This window comes from Litoribrevibacter euphylliae (assembly GCF_042646085.1).
Lineage (GTDB): Bacteria > Pseudomonadota > Gammaproteobacteria > Pseudomonadales > Litoribrevibacteraceae > Litoribrevibacter > Litoribrevibacter euphylliae.
Map to the genome: position 1 here is coordinate 244305 of NZ_JBHRSZ010000004.1, position 19219 is coordinate 263523.

Consider the following 19219-nt stretch of genomic DNA (forward strand, 5'->3'; position numbering starts at 1 on the left):
GAATTTTAGTTATGTATATTGAATATTATTGCTCTTATAATTCAAAAATATTGATATAAAAGATTGGTATTGTTTTACTAAGAAGAGGGCGGATATGGATGTTGAGTTAGCAAGAACCTTCCTTGAGATCATGAATGCGGGAAGCTTTCTTGAAGCTTCTGAACGAATGCATGTCACTCAAACGACGGTCACAGCTCGAATCAGTAGCTTAGAATCGAAGCTTGGGGTGGCACTCTTTGTTCGTAATCGTTCTGGTGCAAAATTGACGCCGGATGGCGAACGCTTTGTGAATTATGCTACGTCATTGGTTCAGACGTGGGATCGAGCTCGTGCTGAACTCAAACTTCCTTCAGGATTAGAGACTCGACTCTGTATTGGTGGTGAGAATAGTTTGTGGACACCTGTGATGGTGAATTGGGTGCTTTGGATTCAGAATCACTTGCCTAATGTTGCCTTGCATACTGATGTAGCGGACTCTGAAAAACTCATCGATCAGCTCGAAAAAAATGCCATGGATGCGATTATTGTACATCGCCCTAATTACTATTCCGGTTTCGTTGTCGAGCAATTGCTTGAAGAGAAACTCATTCATGTTCAATCGATGGATAACCCTAAACCGAACCTATTTGTGGACTGGGGGGCTGAGTTTCGAAGCCAATACGACGCGGCTTTGCCTGAACCGAAAGGCGCCTATTCCTTTGGTTTAGGGCCGTTGGCTTTGCAAGTGATGCTGCAACAGGGTGGCAATGGTTATTTCAGAACCAGGGTCGTTAAGCCGTATTTGGAACGAGGCTTACTCGAACGAGTTCCAGAAGCGCCTGAGTTTTCTTATCCTATTTATTTGGTTTATCGAAAAGGTAGTATGTCGTCGTCTTTAGAACAGGCATTAGATGGCGTTCGGCAGTTAGCGGGTGAAGATGCTGGCTGGTTGATTTGAATTAGCTACCTGATAACTGGATCAATAAACGCTGCCCACTAACAGAGGTTTCGCTCTCGAAATAGTTCTTTGCAAGGGTGCTTTCGCTTTGTTTATGCTTTCTTCAGCATCTCTAGTACTTGAGTATCATCGAGTTCAGCGCCAACGTGAACCTTAACTTGTCGGGCACCTGATCCAAAAGCAAGCTCCATAAAAATGCGTTCTTCCACTTCGCTTAAGCCGCCCTCACACATTTCCATTGGGTGCATCACTATTTTCGCTGAACTAAAAAGAGAGCTTTTTCCGAGAGTTTCTTTTATGACTGGTTTAAGACAAGCTTCAGCGGCACTAAAAGTACCCACCAATAACCGTGATGTTGTAAAAGGATGACTTGGCGTGTGACGAGAGCTGGCTTGATCTTTACCCAGTAAACGAATTTCAAAGGCATCTTTAAAGATCTTTATGTAAAGGTAGTTTGTAAACATAGAGTCCTGATTCGAGGTTCCTTAAGTTAAGCATAAGAGCGCTGAGGTTATTATTTGGTGGCAGCTTGTCCTAACTTGGTTAAGACACCAAAAATTTTGGTTAGTACCTTTTCACATCCCTGAATGTTATGGCGTGCTTTCAAGTAATCAGGATTATTGAATGACAGCCAAACTTGCTGTTGCTGATCTTGCCAGATCAAGGCTTTTTGAGGAAGGTCGATTGCAACCGTTTTAGAGCATTGCATTAGAGGAGTTCCGACTTTGGGATTCCCAAAAATAATTACTTGGGTAGGAGCAAGTTTCTGATTGATGTTTTCAGCATTTTCCTGATGGTTAATACGGGTGAATACCGTTAAGCCTTTCTCTTTCAGAAGAGATTCAAAGCGATTTGCCGTTTCTGTTACTGAGTGGGCGCTTTTCAGAGAAATTAAACTGTCTGAAGCAATAGCCATTGTTGATAGTAGGCTTGAGATAATAACAATGGCTATGTGCTTAATCATAATCAACCTTCTGTTTAGCTAAAACATGCTAGGCATTTTGAGGGTTAACTCGTTTCCAAATAAAGTGATCCAATGCGGCTTTTCCTGGCCCAAATAGGAAGAGTGCAAGAATTGAGATGCCCCACATGATGTGATCCTTTTCGCCAGCAATACTGATGTCCGGGTAAGAGATCATAGCTACATAGTTAAGAATGAACAACGCAACGAGGTTAAGGCGTGTTAGCAGTCCTACGACCAAGAACACAGGGATTGCCAGCTCGGCGGCGGTTGCTAAATACGCTGCAATATCAAAGGGAAGAATTGGTACGTTGTATTCGTACTCAAATAACATCAAGGTTGTGTCCCAGCTCTTAATTTTGGTTAAGCCTGACATGAAGAAGACCTTCGCCAGCCATAGTCGAAGAATGAGTAGAAATACACTTTGTAAGGCTTCAATCCAGCCGAGCAGGGTATTGCCGATATTGGTGAGTTTTTGAATGTTCATTCAGATTGCTCCCTCATTTGTTCTAAGTCGTAATGATTTTTTAGTTGTATTCGTTTTTTGTCGCGGTTAATTGGTTAGATTGAAGCCTGCGATTAACCCAAGCTGGATAAACTTGGGTAGAAGTTCATTAAGGTGTTCTCCACAAGTGAGTTGTGCGATTTCACCAAAGGTTTTTTGTTGATCCAGCGCGAAAAGAAATTGGTATTCAGCATCGCGGAGTAGGTCGATGCGCATGCCGTAATCGGCACTACGCCAAATCACCAATTGCACCGCGCCATCGTCCAGGTTAACGGTTTGATCGCCTTGATGATCGTCTTGGTTTACTTCCCAAATTTGATGAACCGGATAATCTGAGGTCATCAGAAATGCCGACGGTGTTAAGCAGAATTGGAGAGAAGGCTGTTGCTCTTCTGTGACATTTCCTAAGTCTGCAAGTGTGTAGCTTATCTTCGGGGCATTACCGGCTTCTTCGGCATTGAAGGCTTTGTGCCAATACCATTCCAATTGGGCCACATCCGGCATGTAGAAGAGCTCTTTGGCTGGCGTAAAGTCCGCAATGTACTGGGGCAGATGCTCGCCATAATCTCCAAGATCCGGTGAACCGGATGCGTATTGGGTTAAATAACCTGCCACCATGTGAGTGAAGTAGGTTTCGCCAACTAACTTCACGCAAACTGGGTAGATGGCCGTTAATGCTTCGGTTATTCCGCCAAGAATACTGCCGCGGTAAATACCAATTCGGTCTTCGGCTGAAAGCGGGGCGTCAGTGCGGCAGATAGTGTTACTTAACTGACTTAAATTGGTGTCGTTGTGCGGATTAAAAATACCTTCGTAGAAGGCTAGTTGCATTTCTTTGAGGCTCATCTTAGAAGCGGTGTTTTTTGTGCTCATTACACTGGCTCCTCAATGGCAGTCTGAGATGCAACCGCTTGCATGAGTCTTTCTGCTTTCGACGCTTCCGCTCTTAGGGTTTTGAAATCCGGCACATCGGTGTCCCATTCGATCAGTGTAGGCACCGACCCAAACCGTTCTAATGCCGCTCGATAAAGCGCCCAAACCGGTGGTCGAACTTGATAGCCATGGGTATCAAACAGGAAGTGATCTTTTTTCTCATAACCCGCGAGATGTATTTCTTTCACTTTGTCAGCCGGTATTTGAGAAAGGTAATGGTAAGGGTCAAAGTTGTGGTTTTGTGAGCTGACGTAAATATTGTTGATGTCTAATAACAACTCGCAATCGGTATTGTTGACCACATGCTGGATGAACTCCCACTCAGGCATCTCATCGTTGGTGAAGGTTAGGTATGACGATGGGTTTTCCACCAAAAGTCGTCTTCCTAAGAATTCTTGTGCCTTATTGATGTTGGTGGAAATCACGTCTAAGGCTTCCGCTGTATAAGGTAAGGGCAGAAGATCGTGGGTGTATTTTCCATCCACTGAGACCCAGGCAATGTGATCAGAAACATAAGCCGGTTCTAAGCGCTCGATCAGTTGCTTTAAACGCGATAAATAGTCCGTGTTCAATGGATCGGTTGACCCCAAAGACATGCCGACGCCGTGAAGCGTCACCGGATAATCCTGACGAATTTGTTCTGCTCTTAGAATGGGTAATCCACCATCGGCCATATAGTTATCAGTTAAGAGTTCAAACCAGGGGACGTCGGGTTTGGTTTCGAAAATCTCTTGATAATGGCTTGATCGTAAGCCGAGACCTGAACCTTTGATGGTGTTTGAACTGTACTTAGTAGGTTGAGAGAACGTATTGGTCATGGAAGAAGTGGCTTAGTTATCTGTAATGACTATGGAGGGTTGACGCGCGGTAAGAGTGTAATGAGTACGTGTTAATACACAGGCTGGTTGTGGAGGAGAGCCATGCAGGCTCTCCTACGGAAAGCCAATTACTTAACTTTACCACCAACAATTTTTGAGCACGTGCCTTCTGGAACGTAGATCCACTCTTCTGGATGGCCATCTTTAGTCGCTTGACCTGCACAGCTGTGGCTGCTGGTTCCGCAATCGTTCATGCCTGCTTTAACAACGCCTTGGCACTTTTCGAAACCTGGCTTACCTGCCATTGCCGTGCCTGAAGCTGCTGCCATGCCAACTGCCAAAGCACCTGCGATTGCTGTGTTCATAAGAGTTTTTGTATCTTTCATGTTAGCTCCTTTGAGTTTAAAAAGTTGGGATAACAGTGATTCTTTGGCCTCGCAGTGAGGTGCCCGCCGTTTCATGTTCCCTTCGGATATTTGATCCTATGTGTCTAAACGAACTACCCGATCTTTTGATTGCACAGAGTTATAAAATTCTGAATTTATTCAGAGGTTCCCTAGTGCCCTAATAAAACGTTATGCATTAGGTGCTCTAACTATAGACAAGTTTATGAGTTAAAAGGAAATAGTATCGAAATGAAAAGGCCTGAACGATAAACGTGTCAGGCCTAAGGGTCGGGAAGCTAGAAAATCGGCTTCCCTCGGGGGTCGTTAGTTTCTTCGTTAACCATCAACCACTCCGTTACAGTCATTATCTTTATTGTCGTTAGCGTAACGACCGGAATCCGGGAAGCCTGGGTGGATGAACGGATCACTGTCATCGCAATCACCGTCTTCCACACAGACTCCATCGTTGTCCGCATCGGTACATTCTTCCGGTGGCTCCTCTGGAGGTTCTTCTTCTGGAGGCTCTTCCGGTGGATCTACAGGTGGCCGTCCTGGAGGTGGTTCCTCAGGAGGGGGCTCTTCTGGTGGCGGCTCTTCAGGAGGAGGTTCCTCTGGAGGAGGCTCTTCTGGTGGCGGTTCTTCGGGAGGAGGCTCTTCAGGAGGGACTCCAGAATTTAAAGCTGCAAATGGCTGAATTAAGCCGTAGCTGTATTGGCTGTCTGGGCCTGATGGGCCTAAGTCCAAGGCAGTGCTTTGGATCACGCTTAATACGTCATCGGGTGTTGATGCAACGCCGTGAGCAATTAACAGAGCCGCCACCCCAGCGACATGAGGGGATGCCATTGACGTTCCCTGAAAGAACCAATAGCCGAAGCTGCCTGATCCGTCGAACGTTTCCTGTAAGACACCATCGGCAAACCCGTCTCCGTTCCTGTCAAACAGTGTTTCTCCACCCGGTGCCATAATGTCGAGACCGGTTCCGTAGTTTGAATAATAGGCTCTGGTATTCAAAATATTGGTCGCGCCTACGGCAATAACCGATGGGTAAATAGCAGGATAACCAACATTTAGTGGAAAACTTTCATTACCTGCCGCAGCAACTACGGTTACATCATGGTCGTAAGCATAGTCGAGGGCGTCATCAACAAACGGGTCATTGGTAACACGGTAATATGCGGCTATTCCCAAACTCATATTAATGACGTTGGCTCCTTCATCTACTGCAAGGTAAATGCCTTCAGCCAGTTCGGCAAAGGTACCACTGCCGGACGCATCCAATACTTTGATCGGCATAATACAGCTTGAGGGCGCGACGCCTGCCACGCCTAGTCCATTGTCCGTGGTTTGTGCGACGGTCCCTGTAACATGTGTGCCATGGCCGTCATCATCCATAGGGTCTGCATCATCATTGATGATGTCCCAACCTGGGACTGTACACGCAACACTGTCTTCTCCGCCGGGTTTGAATCCTGTATCCAAAACAGCAACAACGACGCCTGCACCTTCAGATAAGGTTTGAGCATCTTCTAGCTCAATATTGTCAAAGTGCCACTGATAGGCAGAAAGAGGATCATCGGAGGTATAGAATTTTTTAACTTTGAGGTTCAAACCGGCTTTCCGTCCCTGAGAAGAATGTCGGGAAACTTGTGTGCCTTCCGTTCCTGTTTCGACTTTAGCAACGGAGATATTTGAACGGGGATAGTATCGAACGACTTGAGCATTGGGATGTGCATCAGGTGGGCCGCTCAGGAGAATTTCTCCGCGACGATAGTCGGGTGGTTTTGCATGAGCAAGCGTGATAGGCAGACTTCCCAAAAGTCCTGCAACGATCAACCTGCTGATTAAGGTGGACATGGTGTAGGCCTCATAAAATACTGTTTCAGCCCTAATTCTAGCTATCAAATTTTGGTTGTTTAGCATGATTTTTTATTAACAGAATTTCTAATAGAACAGTGGAGTTAAAGCTTAAAAATCAGAAGGTTATGGATACGGATGAACGGTAAGATTCTTTTTTCAGATAAACGAAAGGTTATTGCAGGCGGACTTATTCAGAGATTCTCTAGGTCGGATGAGAGCGTTACTTAGACCATCGAAAGTTGTTGAGATCAAACACGGTTTGGCTTAGAACTTGATAGCGAGAAAAGGTATTACAATCTCCTTGGCTAACGGTGCCTAGAAGCCAAATATAATGGTCCGAAAAAGAGAGCAGTGGACCGCCAGAATCCCCCTGACAAGCGCCTTTGACATTGTGACGAATTTCAAGTCGAAGACCTTGCTGTTGACTGACCGCCAGCGGGCCGGAAATTCTCAGTTGGCCTTCGCCTTCACCCATGCCAAAGATGTTGGCGACTTGGCCGTATCCCATCACATAAAGCGCGCCTGATGTTGGGGATGAAGTTGTTGTCGGATTCGTTCCTAAGCTCAGCGTATTAAGTTCAGCGATCAATTGAGTGTGTTCTGCTATTTTGATCAGTGCGTAATCATTTTCAATATGAATGTCATACACGTACTTCCAATAATCGTCGATTAAATCTTTTCGGTGATACTGGTTGTGTATACCGATGGATAATACGGTCAGTTCCCCATAACTACTCTGTAATCGAATGTCTCTATTTCCATCATCAAAGCAATGGGCCGCCGTGAGAACAAGGTTCCTTTGGATCATGACGGCCGAGCATTTGTGTTCAAAGATATCTGATTCCAAACCATTATCATCTGATCGGATGAATGTTGAAGAGCGCTTTTGAATGGAAAGTATGAGAGGGGAAACATCGCGAATTTGGTTGATCAGGTGTTGAGTCAGGTTTGGCTGGTTCGTCATGGATAATTCATTGATTGTATGACCGCCTCGAATGGCGTGGCAGGGGAAAGCCGTCCCTATCAAGAGCAGAGTACATAGTATTGGTGTTGAGGTTCTCGCTAAACTGATGCCCATCTAATTACACTCATTCGACTACGTTTGGAAAATTCCTAGAGCATTCTGTTGGGTTAGATGAGTATAGAAATCAAAAGGCTTGTTAATGGACATTGAGCGTAAAATTCAGATAAACGTGATTTACGTTTTTTTCCTTCAAATTTAAGCAAGCTTTTCACGAACTTACTTGAGTTTATAGGGCATTGTTCGATAGCATAGCGACTTATTTTATCTGTCCAGAGACCCTTCATGAGTTACCACGTTCTAGCGAGAAGATGGCGTCCACAAACCTTTACGGAAATGGTTGGCCAAGAGCATGTTTTAAAGGCGTTAACCAATGCCTTAAGCCATGACCGATTGCACCATGCCTATCTTTTCACTGGAACCCGAGGTGTCGGTAAAACGACAGTGGCGCGTATTTTTGCGAAGAGTCTTAACTGTGAACAAGGCGTAGGGCCAAGCCCTTGTAACCAATGTTCTGCTTGTACCGAAATTGCCGAAGGACGTTTTGTTGACTTGATTGAAGTGGATGCGGCGTCTCGAACTAAGGTTGAAGATACGCGCGAGCTTCTGGAAAACGTACAATACTCACCAAGTCGTGGACGCTTTAAAGTCTACATCATCGATGAGGTGCACATGCTCTCTACCAGCAGTTTTAACGCACTGCTGAAAACACTGGAAGAGCCGCCTGAGCATGTGAAGTTTCTACTAGCAACGACCGATCCTCAAAAACTGCCAGTAACTGTATTGTCTCGCTGTCTGCAGTTCAATCTAAAGAATATGTCCCCTGAGCGCATTGTTTCTCATTTGAAATATGTGCTTGGGCAAGAGCAAGTCCCTTTCGAAGAGCCCGCGCTATGGTTGTTAGCTAAAGCCGCTGACGGCAGTATGCGTGATGCCTTGAGTCTGACCGATCAGTCCATTGCGTTTGGTAATGAGTCCGTGATGGAAGCGGATGTTCGTAATATGTTGGGCACTGTGGATCGGGCCTATGTGCTTCACGTATTGGAAGCTCTGGCTAAACAAGATGCGGGGATGGTGTTGGATGAAATTTCACGAGCCTCCGATCACGCGCCGGACTTCGCCGGTATTCTCGATGAACTGATTGCTGTCCTGCATCGTATTGCTGTGGCGCAAATGGTGCCTGCGGCTATCGATAACAGCCAAGGTGATCAGGAATATATTTTGGGCATGGCGCAAGCGATTCAGCCGCACGATGTGCATTTGTTCTATCAAATTGCTTTGGCTTCTCGAAAAGACATGGCAGCGGCGGCTGATCAACGTGCTGCTCTGGAAATGACCTTGTTACGCATGTTGGCGTTCCAGATGAAGCGTCCGGGGCAAAACCTTGAGGTGCCTACTTCTCCGTTACCTAATGCTCAAGCAGCACCGCAAGTGGCTGCTCCGCAAGCGGCCGCGCCAGATTCTCAAAATCAACACGATCAACAAGTTCAGCAGAGTCAACCCGTTCAACAGAGTCAAATAGAGCAATCTCAGCCAGAGCCCGCTGTTGTTCAATCTGAAACCGTTCAAGCCGAACCTATTCAGGTCGAACCCATTCAGGTCGAACCCATTCAGGCTGAAACTGCATCTGATTCAATGCCATCAGAACCCGTTTCATCTTACGAATCGGTTCCGCTTGCAGAATCTTCGTCTGGTATGCCGCCAATGGACGAACCTCCGTTTGATTACGATGAGACGGATTATGGTCAACCACAAACTGCGCCGGAAGTGGAGGCCGATCAGCTAAAAAAGCCTGAATCGGAAATAACGGCTGAACCCGTGAGTTCAGTTGGGTCGGTGTCTGCTGATGATTCTCAGGTAATGTCAAAGCCTGCGGATATTTCGAGTCATTTATCAGCCATTCAGAAAACCTTGTCGGGGGAAAGTCCTTCTGAGTCTAACTTGGTTTCAGCTGAGGCGAATAGTTCTTCAATTGAGCAAGCACCTGAGAGTCGGGTTCCTCAGACCAGCGTTTCTGAAACAAGTGCTTCTGAAACAAGTGCTGTTGAGACCAGTGCTTCGAAAGAGATTGATCCGGGTGTGCCTGTGGATGAGCACTCAGATTGGTTGCTGATTGAATCCCGGCTGAAGCTTGATAGTTTTTCTGCCAATCTTGCCGCTAATATGGTGCCGATTGAGCGTGGTGAAGAATCCTGGCACTTTGTTTTGACGCAGGATATGGAAACTTTCCTCAACAACGAACGTCGAGACACTATGGCTCAGGCGCTTTCCGAGGTGCTGGGCAAGTCGCTTAAAATTACCATTGAACCAGGTGCATTAACGGCAGAGTCTCCTGCTGAGTATCGCATCCGTAAAAAGGCGGAGCGTTTACAGCAAGCGATTGAGACCTTCCATGAGGATAAACATGTCGTTTTCTGGAAGGATAAGTTCGGCGGGCAGGTACTCGAAGAAACAATCATTCCGATTGATTGATCGGAATCAGCAAGTCCATGGGTTGTATATGAAGGATATAGACCCATAATTAACGTTATAACATAGGGTTCTGTTTCGATTTATACAGTCCCTGAATTACGAATTACATTGAAAGAAAAGGTTATTGATATGATGAAAGGTGGTATGGGAAATCTCATGAAGCAGGCTCAAAAGATGCAAGAGCAGCTTCAAAAAGCCCAGGAAGAAATTGCCAACGCTGAAGTAACAGGTGAAGCGGGTGCAGGCATGGTGAAAATGGTTATGAACGGCCGCCACGATGTGAAATCAGTAACCATTGATCCAAGCTTGATTGCTGACGAAGACGATCGTGAAATGATCGAAGATCTTGTTGCTGCTGCGGTTAACGATGCAGTGCGTCGCATTGAGCAAAACAGCCAGGATAAAATGGGTGGCTTGACGTCAGGGATGGGCATGCCTCCTGGGTTCAAAATGCCATTCTAAGAGACCGCGTATTGGTTTCGAATTGGCTTAAGAGTAGTCAACTTAAGCAGAGAATAGACTGTGATTACTGATTCTTTTGAGAGAAAGGTAATCCCGTCTATTTTTTCGTGTTTGGAAAGGCATTTTCGAATGCTTTTAATTATAAGATTTAAGGTCACATACCTTTCACATTGAGATCTGGCAGTGCATGAGTAGTTCTCTTCTTAATACCTTAATTGAGCGTTTACGGGTGCTTCCTACGGTTGGGCCACGATCGGCACGACGTATGGCATTGCATTTATTGCAGTCGGATCGAGCCGGCGGGTTAAAGCTTTCTCAAGCGCTTTCAGAGGCGATGGAGAAGATTAATAACTGCCAACAGTGTCAGAACTTCACCGAACAAACCTTATGTACCGTCTGCTCTGATTCGTCCAGAGATGCATCGGCCTTGTGTGTGGTTGAGAATCCAGCTGATGTCGATCTCATTGAATTAGCTTCCGGTTATCAAGGTCGTTACTTTGTGCTGATGGGACGACTATCCCCATTGGATGGGATTGGTCCTGATGAGTTAGGTGTTGAACAGCTCTTTCAATTAATCCGCAGCTCAGGTGTTGAGGAAGTCATTCTGGCAACCAGTACTTCGGTAGAAGGCGATGCGACTGCTTACTATATTTCGGATCAACTGGTGAATGACGATATTAAAGTGACACGCTTGATGAATGGCATTCCTGCCGGTGGTGAATTGGAAGCCGTAGCGGGAAGTACCCTGAAACAAGCATTCAGTCTTCGTCAGACATTTCCTGCTGATTAATGTGAAACAACATATCATTTAATAAAACGCTTCGGCTTTAGAGTCTTTATATGGAATCAACCAACATCGCGAATCATTCCGTTCAGTTTGTTGCTGATAATGAGCAGCTACATCGTTTAGTGAATCATTGGATGAATCTTAAATGGGTAGCCTTGGATACGGAGTTCGTACGTCGTGATACCTATCGCGCCATTCCTGCATTAATTCAGGTGTTTGATGGTGAAGACGTTTGGCTGATTGATCCTGAGTCGTCATTAGATTTAACGATCTTAGCGGATTTAATGGTGTCGGAATGCATTAAAGTGTTTCACAGTGCAGCAGAGGATTTAGGCGTTCTGTTTCGTGCTTCAGGCGCCTGGATCAATAACTTGTGTGATACTCAATTGGCGTTGGCGCTTTTGAATCAAGGCCAAACCGTCGGTTATCAAAAGATGATTTCCAGTTTGTTGGAAATTGAATTAAGCAAGGATGAGACAAAATCCGATTGGCTGCTTCGACCTCTGAGTGAGCAACAGATACAATACGCCGCTGAAGACGTGATCTACCTTGCTCAAGCATGGGAAGCACTGGAAGCTCAACTCATTGAGATAGATCGTTTGGGGTGGTTAAAAGCCGATTCCCGGGATTTGGTAGATCGTTCGCGTGCTTTATATGAAATGGAAGGAGATCTTCCTTTTCAACGAGTGAAAGGCACTGGCCGATTAAACAGCCGATCGTTAGCTGTCGTGCGTGCCTTGGCAATTTGGCGTGAACGGCTGGCCGCAGAAAAGGACATTCCAAAAGGTCGAATTCTGGCAGATGCACAAATCGTTGAGATTGCCCTTAGAAAAGCAACTAACCGCGTGGTGTTGGATCAATTGGCGGTGCCAAAAGGAATCATTCGTAACTATGGCGTACTCATCGGTGAATTGGTGAGAGGTGCAATGGCGTTGGATGAGTCGCAATTACCTGAGCGTTATCAACTGTTGCCAAAGGATGCAAAGAGCTGGCTGGAAGCCATCTATAAGCCAGTAAAGGAAATTGCGGCGTCGCTGAACCTTGATCCTGCGGTGATTTGTCGTAAAAAACAGTTTCAGTATTTGGTGAATAAAGCGTTTCGTTATCAGGAAGTTGCTGAATGGCCAGACGATATTAGTGGTTGGCGTCGCGATTTGGTTGAAACGCGGGTGATGGATGCATTAAAGCAGCTTATGGCTGAAGGTATTGTTGACTAATAGCGTTGTTGAGTAAGCTGCGCATTGAATTAGAATTCTGATTTTTGAGTAAAAACTATGAAAGTTTGTTCGATTTATAAAAGCCCTAAACGCGATGAAATGTACCTCTATATTGAGAAATTAAAGGGCGTTGCTTCATTACCAGATGCTTTAATTGAGGTGTTTGGTAAGCCGATCCATGTGATGGATATGCCACTGAAGCCTGATTCAAAGTTATCCCGTGTTGAAGCGCCGAAAGTGCTTGCTGATATTGAAGAGAAGGGGTATTACCTGCAGATGCCGCCTCCAAAAGAAGATTATCTCTTGGATTTATACGATCCGAATCAAGCTGATTAATTTGAGTGATTGGTATATCGAATGACTGATCAACCTTTCTGGAAAACAACGTCGCTCAAGGAAATGAGTTCTGAACAGTGGGAAAGCCTCTGTGATAATTGTGGTCGTTGCTGCCTTAATAAACTTGAAGACGAAGATACGGGAGAAGTTGTCTACACCAATGTGGTGTGTCGGATGTATGACATGAAAGCCTGTCAGTGCAGTGATTATCAGCAACGTACCAAAAATGTTGAAGGCTGTCTGAAGCTATCTCCTGATTTTATTCCGGTTGACTGGTTACCTACGACCTGTGCTTATCGCTTGTTGGAAGAAGGCAAGGATTTACCGGAATGGCATCCTTTGGTAAGTGGTAAAAAGGCAACGCTTGCCGCAGCCGGGATGTCCCTGAAAGGGAAAATTCTTCCGGAAGACTGGGTTGATGATGACGAACTAGAGGAGCATATCATTACGTGGGTAAATTAATGCCTGTCTCTCGATATGCTGATAACGAACAATTAATGGAATTGGTTTAGCGCTTTATGGAAAACCTGTTTACTCAGATTGCAAATTCAGACCCTTTTACGTCCGGCGCCTGGATGCTGTACTGGTTTAGTGCGATTGGTATGGTGCTCGCCTCGTGGATTCTCGTTCGAAAGTTAAAGCACTTCGCGGTGAAATCTGTCTTGATGGCTCTTGTGGTCTTTATCTGTTTTGCTATGGCTAAAATTGAGTTCGAGTCAGGCGTTGTTTTATGGATTCCTGCAATTCCATTTTTTGGCGTAGACTTTGCTTTTCAAGGTAAAAAGTATTTTGAGCAGTTATTGCCATATTTGGTGGCTTCAGGCGTTATTTCGCTGTTGCTTTGTGTCGTAACAGGTGCGCTAGGTCGTTGGCTTTTATCTTTCAAGGATAACAAATCACCGAAAGAGCAAGCTCAGGGTTCAGAATAAAAGCCTTATAAAACATGAGATAAGGTCTTGTTATTGAACAGATTGAGCGGCATTTTTGTAACGTTCTGTCTCTGAGGTATGGCTGGGCACGCTAAAAATGCTATAACTGTATAGTTTGAAATCAATATTAGATTTCAATGAGTTGGCGAGCGAAGTTCGCAGAATGAATTAACTGAATGAGTTAATTTTTTGACGGCTTGTGCAATTGAAGTGATTTTCTTTTGACAGGTCAGGGAGTAGATTTCCGAGGTTGGACCATGACAAACCATATCATTATTCTTGTGTTCGTAATGCTTTTGGCTGGGGTTTTCGGTGGTTTGATTAACTACTACCTCTATAGCCAAAATGACCCAGACAAACAGACCTTACCTCGTTGCCTAGTGGTAGCGGTCGGTGCTTCGTTTCTTGTTCCTGTCATTTTGGATGCGTTAAACAGTGAAATTATTCTGGAAAGCCAGGGTGACCCATCAAAACTTCTGATCTTTACGGGCTTCTGCTTGATTGCAGGTCTAGCCTCTCGCTTCTTTGTTCAAACCGTTTCTGATCGTATTTTGAGTGAAGCTAAGTATGCGAAAGAGCGCTCTGAGCACATTCAGCAGGATCTGCGTATTATTCAAAAAGAACTGTTGCCTTTGATTGATACAGAAACAGAGCACGATATTGAGCCAGAAGACTTGAAAGCGAATTTGGATATTGAAGAAGAGTTGGATGTGGCTTCTACCAAGGCACTTAAGATTTTGGGCAGCGGTCGTTTCATTTTCCGGTCTATTCAGGGGCTATGTCGTGAAGCCAGTAGTGATGAAACTTCAATGCAGAAAACCCTCAGTGTCTTAGTCAGTAAAAATCTTGCCGGATCGGTAAGTGGAAAGAAAGGTGTTCGTTGGCATATTACTGAGCGCGGTAGGAATGTTTTAGATTCCATTGCTTAGTTCTCGACTTTTAATAGGTCAGTCATCAAGTAACATAGGAAGAAAGCTCTTTAACTGAGCATTTTTTCTGAAAAACCTTTCCGAAAAACTACGGAAAGGTTTTTTTTTGCCGATAAATAAAAAAACATTTCGAAAGATTTTTTAAAGTTGTAAACATAAACCTAACTTTTAGACAGCTATTACTATCCTTTAATGAATGTTTAAACGTTAAGTTATGGGTGTTGTTTACAGGGAACACAGGGAGAATTCATGCACTCGATACATCGTTACCTTGCCATTTCTTTATTTGTATTGGCTAGCGGATTGACCTTCGCTGATAACCATACCGATGGAGAGCAGGGAACTCCTTCTGATCAAATAGACGCCATTACTTCCGATATGGCGTCTGCCAGCGCTCCTTCTGAAAATAAACCTTCGTCCAGCCAGAAGCTACCTCCCGATATTCGAACCATCATTGATATTTCCGGGAGTATGAAGAAAACAGACCCGAATAATTTAAGAGCACCAGCTATGCGTTTATTGGTGGATTTGCTGCCCAAAGACAGCAAGTCTGGCGTTTGGACGTTCGGTCAGTACGTGAACATGCTGGTGAAACATCGTGTGATTGATGATGGCTGGAAGAAAGAAGCGAAAGAAAAGAGTAACGACATTTCTTCGGTAGGGCTGTTCACCAACATTGGCGATGCGATGAATACGGCGGGCTATGATCTCGACCGTCTAAAACCAGAATATGAGCCGTTCTTTATTTTGTTGACCGATGGCATGGTTGATATCAATAAAGATCCAGACGTCAATAAACAAGAACAAGATCGAATTCTTAAAGAGTTAGTGCCTAAGTTTGCGGATGCGGGCGTTAAACTTCATACCATTGCACTGTCTGATAAAGCTGACCAGGATTTTCTAAAGCAGCTCTCCTTGAGTACCGGTGGCATGAGCACTGTGGCAAAAAGTTCGGATGAGCTGTTGAAAGCGTTCGTTCGTTTGTTTGATCAGTCTGTACCGAGTGAAGAAGTACCGCTTGAAGATAATAAATTCCTGATTGATTCCAGTATTGAAGAATTCACGGCGCTGATTTTCCGAAAAGAAGGTAGTCAGGCAACTCAGCTAGTGGCGCCAGATGAATCCGTGATTAACGCCGATTCAGGTGATCCTGATGTGACGTGGCATACCGATGCACAATATGACTTGATCACAGTGAAGCGCCCATACGAAGGGGAGTGGATTCTACAGGCCGAAGCTGACCCGGATAACCGGGTGACGGTTGTTTCCGATTTAACCCTGCAATTGGAAGATATTCCTCCAACCATATTTTCCGGTGAAGAAATTGATGTCCATGCCTGGTTTGATTCCGCTGATGGGCAAGTCAAAGAAGCCGAGTTTTTATCGTTACTGGATGGCACTTTGCAGTTAACCAACGAAGCCGGTAAAAGCATTCAAAAAGAGATTGCTGTTCAAACGGAAGGCGAATATCAGCACGGTTTCTATGAAAAAATTCGTAATCTACGACGCCCGGGTGAATTCGAAATCAGTATTCTGGTGGATGGTAAAACCTTTAAGCGTCAACGATCTCATCGCGTAGAAGTACTTGAACCGATGGCCTATGACGTTTCATACGATGGTGTAGGGGACGAATCACTCGGTATTGTATCTGCAACACCGTTACTGGAAGGTTTGGATCTTGAGAAAACTCAAGTCATTGCCAAAGTAAAAGCGCCTGATGATTCAAGCTTGATTGCTTCAGCGGAGCTTCAACTAAGCCAGGATGGTCAGAAATGGGTGGTTCAGGTCGTTCCAACTAAAGGCCAAGGGACTTATCGGGTATCGTTGGATCTTAATTTAGCGTTGGAAACAGGGAAGCAGTTTCGAATCAAGCCGAAGCCGTTTGATCTTCAGCTGCCGTATTTCCCGGAAGGTTACATAGCGCCGGAACCTGAGCCGGAACCAATGGAAACCATCAAGCCTAAGATGGATGAGAAAAAGCTTTCTATGCCGGAAGAGACTACCTCGGTAGCAGATGCCATGCCGGAAACCGAGCCTAAGCCGGAAGAGCCCAAAGAGGATAATTTATTCATCTTCATCATGTTGGCGGTGTTGGGGCTTGTGGCATCAATCCTTGGTTTCTTGTTCTATAAGTTACGATCTCAAAAGAGAATTCAGGCTGAGATAGGTTCTGAAGAAGCTGGTGAAGGTGAGCTAAGCGCTGAAATGGGAGAGTTAAGCGAGCTGGATTCTGGCGAGTTAAGTGGCGAATTTGATGAATCGCCCGAACTGAGTGACCAAGTAGATTCCGTTCGTGAAGAACTGGAACGGATGGGGGGTGTTCCCGATGACGAGGAAAACAATGGGATTTCAGATGATACGCCTCCTGATTTAGAACAAGACGAACTGATCTCGGCATTAGATGAGCTATCCGGTAATGAAACTGAGTTGGATGCCGACGATATGGTCGATGAAGATTTCAACGATGCACCAGCGGAAGACATCGAAGACGCATTTGAACCTGTACCTGATGAAGACGAGTCGATAGAGGATTCTATCGATAAAGAATTGGATGCCCTGTTAGAGGAAACCGAATCTGAATTGGATGCTATGACCGAGTCGCAAGAAGAGGAAGATATTCCTACCTTGGATGAAGCGGTGGACGAAGACTCTGAGCCAGAGCTTGAGGTGGGCTTTGATAGTAATTCAACGCAAGAAGACGCTGAAGAGCCGCTAACAGACGAAGCATTAATAGAAGACACAGCGTCTGATTCTGATTTTACAGAAGAGGATCTGCCGGAAGATGTTTCCTTAGAGGATATTCCTGAGATTACGGAAACCGTTGAAACTGACGATGATCTGGATGTTGATGATTCAATGGATGACGATGATTTACTCGACGAACTCTCATCCGATGATGAGCTTATTGGCGGTGATCAGTCGGACGAATCAGATATTGATGAGTTTGGTGAGAGCATTGATCAGGCATTGGATGAACTATTGGCGGATGCCGATCAACCTGAGACGACAGAAGAGTTTGATATTGATGACTTAGATGATTTGGACTCGGAGTTAGATGCACTTACTAAAGATCTTGAGGAAGAAGCATTTGGAGCAGCTTCAGAATCAGCAGGCTCTGTTTCAACTGAGGATTCTGTTTCAAGTGATGATTCTGTTTCAAGTGATGATTCTGTTTCAAATGACGATTCTGTTTCAAATGACGATTCTGTTTCAATGGATGACTTGGATTTAGAGGAAGAACAGGCACAGACTGATCAAGCGATGGATGTAGACGATGCTTCTCTTGATGAATTGGCTGGTTCTGACGCGGAGGCTCCTCTCGAAACGGTTTCTGATGAACTCGAAGATTTATTAGCTGAAAGTGAAGCCTCTCAATCTGGATCTGTTGAGAGTAAAGCGGCAGAGAGTGAAGAGCTGCCAGATGATGAGTTAAGCTCGGACGCCAGTATTGACAATGCCTTGGAAGAGGCGCTAGGGCAGTTGGATGACGATGATGGAATGCCGTTGGATGATGCGCTTGCTGCATTAGAAGACATTTCTCCTGATGAGTTGGATGCGCCGGACGATGGGGAAGTGGATATTGACCGCATTATGGCAGAGATTGATGCCGAAGCGATTCGACAAAATCAAGAGAATAAAGACTCCTAGCCGGAAATGATGCTCTAGGGTTATCACTCATGATGCGAAAGGGAGCCTGAGCTCCCTTTCGTGTTTTTGGGAATAGTTAAAGTCCCTTAAACATTTTGTCTTTTATTCTTCGTATAGTGATATACATTACTTCATGTGTTTATTGAGTATTGTCTGAACCTGTTTTGTGAGGTTGCATTGTGTGTGAATTATTGGGAATGAGTGCCAACGTTCCTACCGACATCTGTTTTAGTTTCTCTGGGCTGTTAGAGCGTGGTGGTCGAACGGGGCCTCACAAAGATGGTTGGGGAATTGGTTTTTATGAGGATAAAGGCTTTCGTTCGTTTATTGACCCTTTACCGTGTTGTGATTCAGAACTGGCACGGCTCATAAAGAATTACCCAATTAAAAGCCATATTGTTATCAGTCATATACGACAAGCGAATTCTGGTAATGTGAGTTTGCAAAATACGCATCCCTTTTCTCGTGAACTCTGGGGACGCCACTGGTGTTATGCCCATAACGGTCAGCTTAAAGGGTTTGAAGAGTTAGCGTTAAGTTCGTCAGAGCAGGCTAATGGTTGTATGAAGTTTCAGCCGGTGGGGGAAACAGACAGTGAGCATGCGTTCTGTTGGCTGCTTTCAGAGATCGGAAAGATTGGTTCCGAAGAGGCAACCAGTTGTGACTTTGCGCATAAGCTGAAACCGAAATTGGATCACATTCGGTCTTTTGGTGTATTTAATATGCTACTGACCGACTCGGTTTATCTTTATGCTTATTGTTCCACTAAGTTGTCATGGATTACTCGTCGTGCGCCTTTTGGTGAGGCGCGACTTAAAGATGTTGAGTTGCAAGTGGATTTCAGCAGTGAAACAACGCCTAATGATGTGGTGACGGTGATTGCTACCGAACCTCTAACGGATGATGAAGCTTGGACGAAAATGGAAGAAGGGGAGTTATTGGTATTTCGAATGGGTGAATTGATTTGTCAGGTAAAATAACTCTTTAGATCTGTTGATTAAAACCAAAAAGCCACCGCAGA

Annotated in this window: 19 protein-coding genes; 11 read left to right on the top strand and 8 right to left on the bottom strand. The window is 45.0% G+C overall.

The features are described 5' to 3' along the window. Nucleotides 1-94 precede the first annotated feature (94 nt). A complete protein-coding gene (locus ACFOEK_RS08575; protein ID WP_386719183.1) occupies nucleotides 95-937 on the top strand; it encodes a LysR family transcriptional regulator in 843 nt (280 codons plus the stop codon). A 92-nt stretch (nucleotides 938-1029) separates the two neighbouring features. Here the strand turns inward: ACFOEK_RS08575 and ACFOEK_RS08580 are convergent, their stop codons facing one another. The 8 genes from ACFOEK_RS08580 to ACFOEK_RS08615 all read right to left on the bottom strand — a co-directional run bounded on the left by ACFOEK_RS08580 (nucleotide 1030) and on the right by ACFOEK_RS08615 (nucleotide 7361). Beyond that, nucleotides 1030-1401, bottom strand: a complete 372-nt coding sequence (locus ACFOEK_RS08580; protein ID WP_386719185.1) for a hypothetical protein — start codon at nucleotides 1399-1401, stop codon at nucleotides 1030-1032. Nucleotides 1402-1451: 50 nt separating this feature from the next. Continuing rightward, the gene (locus ACFOEK_RS08585) at nucleotides 1452-1901 is read right to left on the bottom strand and encodes a DUF302 domain-containing protein (RefSeq protein ID WP_386719188.1); all 450 of its coding nucleotides are present in this window, start codon (nucleotides 1899-1901) and stop codon (nucleotides 1452-1454) included. A gap of 28 nt (nucleotides 1902-1929) precedes the next feature. Then, entirely contained in the window at nucleotides 1930-2385 is a 456-nt protein-coding gene (locus tag ACFOEK_RS08590; RefSeq protein WP_386719190.1) for a DoxX family protein, read from the bottom strand. 66 nt (nucleotides 2386-2451) lie between these two features. Next, a complete protein-coding gene (locus ACFOEK_RS08595; RefSeq protein ID WP_386719191.1) occupies nucleotides 2452-3276 on the bottom strand; it encodes an HvfC/BufC N-terminal domain-containing protein in 825 nt (274 codons plus the stop codon). Then, nucleotides 3276-4154, bottom strand: a complete 879-nt coding sequence (gene bufB, locus ACFOEK_RS08600) for an MNIO family bufferin maturase (RefSeq protein ID WP_386719193.1) — start codon at nucleotides 4152-4154, stop codon at nucleotides 3276-3278. Before bufB ends, ACFOEK_RS08595 begins: the two co-directional genes overlap by 1 nt. A 128-nt stretch (nucleotides 4155-4282) precedes the next feature. Further along, a complete protein-coding gene (locus ACFOEK_RS08605) occupies nucleotides 4283-4540 on the bottom strand; it encodes a BufA1 family periplasmic bufferin-type metallophore (protein WP_386719196.1) in 258 nt (85 codons plus the stop codon). Between the two features lie 336 nt (nucleotides 4541-4876). After that, nucleotides 4877-6394 carry a S8 family serine peptidase gene (locus ACFOEK_RS08610; RefSeq protein WP_386719199.1) on the bottom strand — a complete coding sequence of 506 codons (1518 nt, stop codon included), beginning with the start codon at nucleotides 6392-6394 and terminating at the stop codon, nucleotides 4877-4879. Between the two features lie 223 nt (nucleotides 6395-6617). Continuing rightward, the gene (locus ACFOEK_RS08615; RefSeq protein WP_386719202.1) at nucleotides 6618-7361 is read right to left on the bottom strand and encodes a trypsin-like serine protease; all 744 of its coding nucleotides are present in this window, start codon (nucleotides 7359-7361) and stop codon (nucleotides 6618-6620) included. 342 nt (nucleotides 7362-7703) lie between these two features. Between ACFOEK_RS08615 and dnaX the strand changes: the two genes are divergently transcribed. The 10 genes from dnaX (at nucleotide 7704) to ACFOEK_RS08665 (ending at nucleotide 19178) form a co-directional block, all read left to right on the top strand. Continuing rightward, on the top strand, nucleotides 7704-9890 hold the full coding sequence (dnaX, locus tag ACFOEK_RS08620; protein WP_386719205.1) for a DNA polymerase III subunit gamma/tau: 2187 nt from the start codon (nucleotides 7704-7706) through the stop codon (nucleotides 9888-9890). Nucleotides 9891-10019: 129 nt separating this feature from the next. After that, nucleotides 10020-10352, top strand: coding sequence for a YbaB/EbfC family nucleoid-associated protein (locus tag ACFOEK_RS08625; protein ID WP_386719208.1), 333 nt, complete (start codon nucleotides 10020-10022; stop codon nucleotides 10350-10352). 187 nt (nucleotides 10353-10539) lie between these two features. Beyond that, nucleotides 10540-11142: a recombination mediator RecR gene (gene recR / locus ACFOEK_RS08630; RefSeq protein WP_386719211.1), complete on the top strand. Its 603-nt coding sequence runs from the start codon at nucleotides 10540-10542 to the stop codon at nucleotides 11140-11142. 50 nt (nucleotides 11143-11192) lie between these two features. Next, nucleotides 11193-12356, top strand: coding sequence for a ribonuclease D (locus ACFOEK_RS08635; RefSeq protein ID WP_386719214.1), 1164 nt, complete (start codon nucleotides 11193-11195; stop codon nucleotides 12354-12356). Nucleotides 12357-12413: 57 nt separating this feature from the next. Further along, nucleotides 12414-12692, top strand: a complete 279-nt coding sequence (locus ACFOEK_RS08640) for a YcgL domain-containing protein (RefSeq protein WP_386719217.1) — start codon at nucleotides 12414-12416, stop codon at nucleotides 12690-12692. A gap of 21 nt (nucleotides 12693-12713) precedes the next feature. Continuing rightward, nucleotides 12714-13154, top strand: a complete 441-nt coding sequence (locus tag ACFOEK_RS08645; RefSeq protein WP_386719220.1) for a YcgN family cysteine cluster protein — start codon at nucleotides 12714-12716, stop codon at nucleotides 13152-13154. Between the two features lie 56 nt (nucleotides 13155-13210). Then, the gene (locus ACFOEK_RS08650; protein WP_386719223.1) at nucleotides 13211-13621 is read left to right on the top strand and encodes a hypothetical protein; all 411 of its coding nucleotides are present in this window, start codon (nucleotides 13211-13213) and stop codon (nucleotides 13619-13621) included. 257 nt (nucleotides 13622-13878) lie between these two features. Then, complete coding sequence (locus tag ACFOEK_RS08655; RefSeq protein ID WP_386719227.1) at nucleotides 13879-14550, top strand: YEATS-associated helix-containing protein; 672 nt, start codon at nucleotides 13879-13881, stop codon at nucleotides 14548-14550. 249 nt (nucleotides 14551-14799) lie between these two features. Next, a complete protein-coding gene (locus ACFOEK_RS08660; protein WP_386719229.1) occupies nucleotides 14800-18198 on the top strand; it encodes a hypothetical protein in 3399 nt (1132 codons plus the stop codon). Nucleotides 18199-18377: 179 nt separating this feature from the next. After that, entirely contained in the window at nucleotides 18378-19178 is an 801-nt protein-coding gene (locus ACFOEK_RS08665) for a class II glutamine amidotransferase (RefSeq protein ID WP_386719232.1), read from the top strand. Nucleotides 19179-19219: the final 41 nt, after the last annotated feature.

What these genes read in the sequence shown, in the direction of transcription:
- ACFOEK_RS08580 (WP_386719185.1), bottom strand. Translation starts at nt 1,401, where the DNA reads ATGTTTACAAACTACCTTTACATAAAGATCTTTAAAGATGCCTTTGAA.
- ACFOEK_RS08595 (WP_386719191.1), bottom strand. Translation starts at nt 3,276, where the DNA reads ATGAGCACAAAAAACACCGCTTCTAAGATGAGCCTCAAAGAAATGCAA.
- bufB (WP_386719193.1), bottom strand. Translation starts at nt 4,154, where the DNA reads ATGACCAATACGTTCTCTCAACCTACTAAGTACAGTTCAAACACCATC.
- ACFOEK_RS08575 (WP_386719183.1), top strand. Translation starts at nt 95, where the DNA reads ATGGATGTTGAGTTAGCAAGAACCTTCCTTGAGATCATGAATGCGGGA.
- ACFOEK_RS08590 (WP_386719190.1), bottom strand. Translation starts at nt 2,385, where the DNA reads ATGAACATTCAAAAACTCACCAATATCGGCAATACCCTGCTCGGCTGG.
- ACFOEK_RS08585 (WP_386719188.1), bottom strand. Translation starts at nt 1,901, where the DNA reads ATGATTAAGCACATAGCCATTGTTATTATCTCAAGCCTACTATCAACA.
- ACFOEK_RS08605 (WP_386719196.1), bottom strand. Translation starts at nt 4,540, where the DNA reads ATGAAAGATACAAAAACTCTTATGAACACAGCAATCGCAGGTGCTTTG.
- recR (WP_386719211.1), top strand. Translation starts at nt 10,540, where the DNA reads ATGAGTAGTTCTCTTCTTAATACCTTAATTGAGCGTTTACGGGTGCTT.
- ACFOEK_RS08655 (WP_386719227.1), top strand. Translation starts at nt 13,879, where the DNA reads ATGACAAACCATATCATTATTCTTGTGTTCGTAATGCTTTTGGCTGGG.
- ACFOEK_RS08625 (WP_386719208.1), top strand. Translation starts at nt 10,020, where the DNA reads ATGATGAAAGGTGGTATGGGAAATCTCATGAAGCAGGCTCAAAAGATG.
- ACFOEK_RS08635 (WP_386719214.1), top strand. Translation starts at nt 11,193, where the DNA reads ATGGAATCAACCAACATCGCGAATCATTCCGTTCAGTTTGTTGCTGAT.
- ACFOEK_RS08615 (WP_386719202.1), bottom strand. Translation starts at nt 7,361, where the DNA reads ATGACGAACCAGCCAAACCTGACTCAACACCTGATCAACCAAATTCGC.
- ACFOEK_RS08650 (WP_386719223.1), top strand. Translation starts at nt 13,211, where the DNA reads ATGGAAAACCTGTTTACTCAGATTGCAAATTCAGACCCTTTTACGTCC.
- ACFOEK_RS08645 (WP_386719220.1), top strand. Translation starts at nt 12,714, where the DNA reads ATGACTGATCAACCTTTCTGGAAAACAACGTCGCTCAAGGAAATGAGT.
- dnaX (WP_386719205.1), top strand. Translation starts at nt 7,704, where the DNA reads ATGAGTTACCACGTTCTAGCGAGAAGATGGCGTCCACAAACCTTTACG.
- ACFOEK_RS08610 (WP_386719199.1), bottom strand. Translation starts at nt 6,394, where the DNA reads ATGTCCACCTTAATCAGCAGGTTGATCGTTGCAGGACTTTTGGGAAGT.
- ACFOEK_RS08640 (WP_386719217.1), top strand. Translation starts at nt 12,414, where the DNA reads ATGAAAGTTTGTTCGATTTATAAAAGCCCTAAACGCGATGAAATGTAC.
- ACFOEK_RS08660 (WP_386719229.1), top strand. Translation starts at nt 14,800, where the DNA reads ATGCACTCGATACATCGTTACCTTGCCATTTCTTTATTTGTATTGGCT.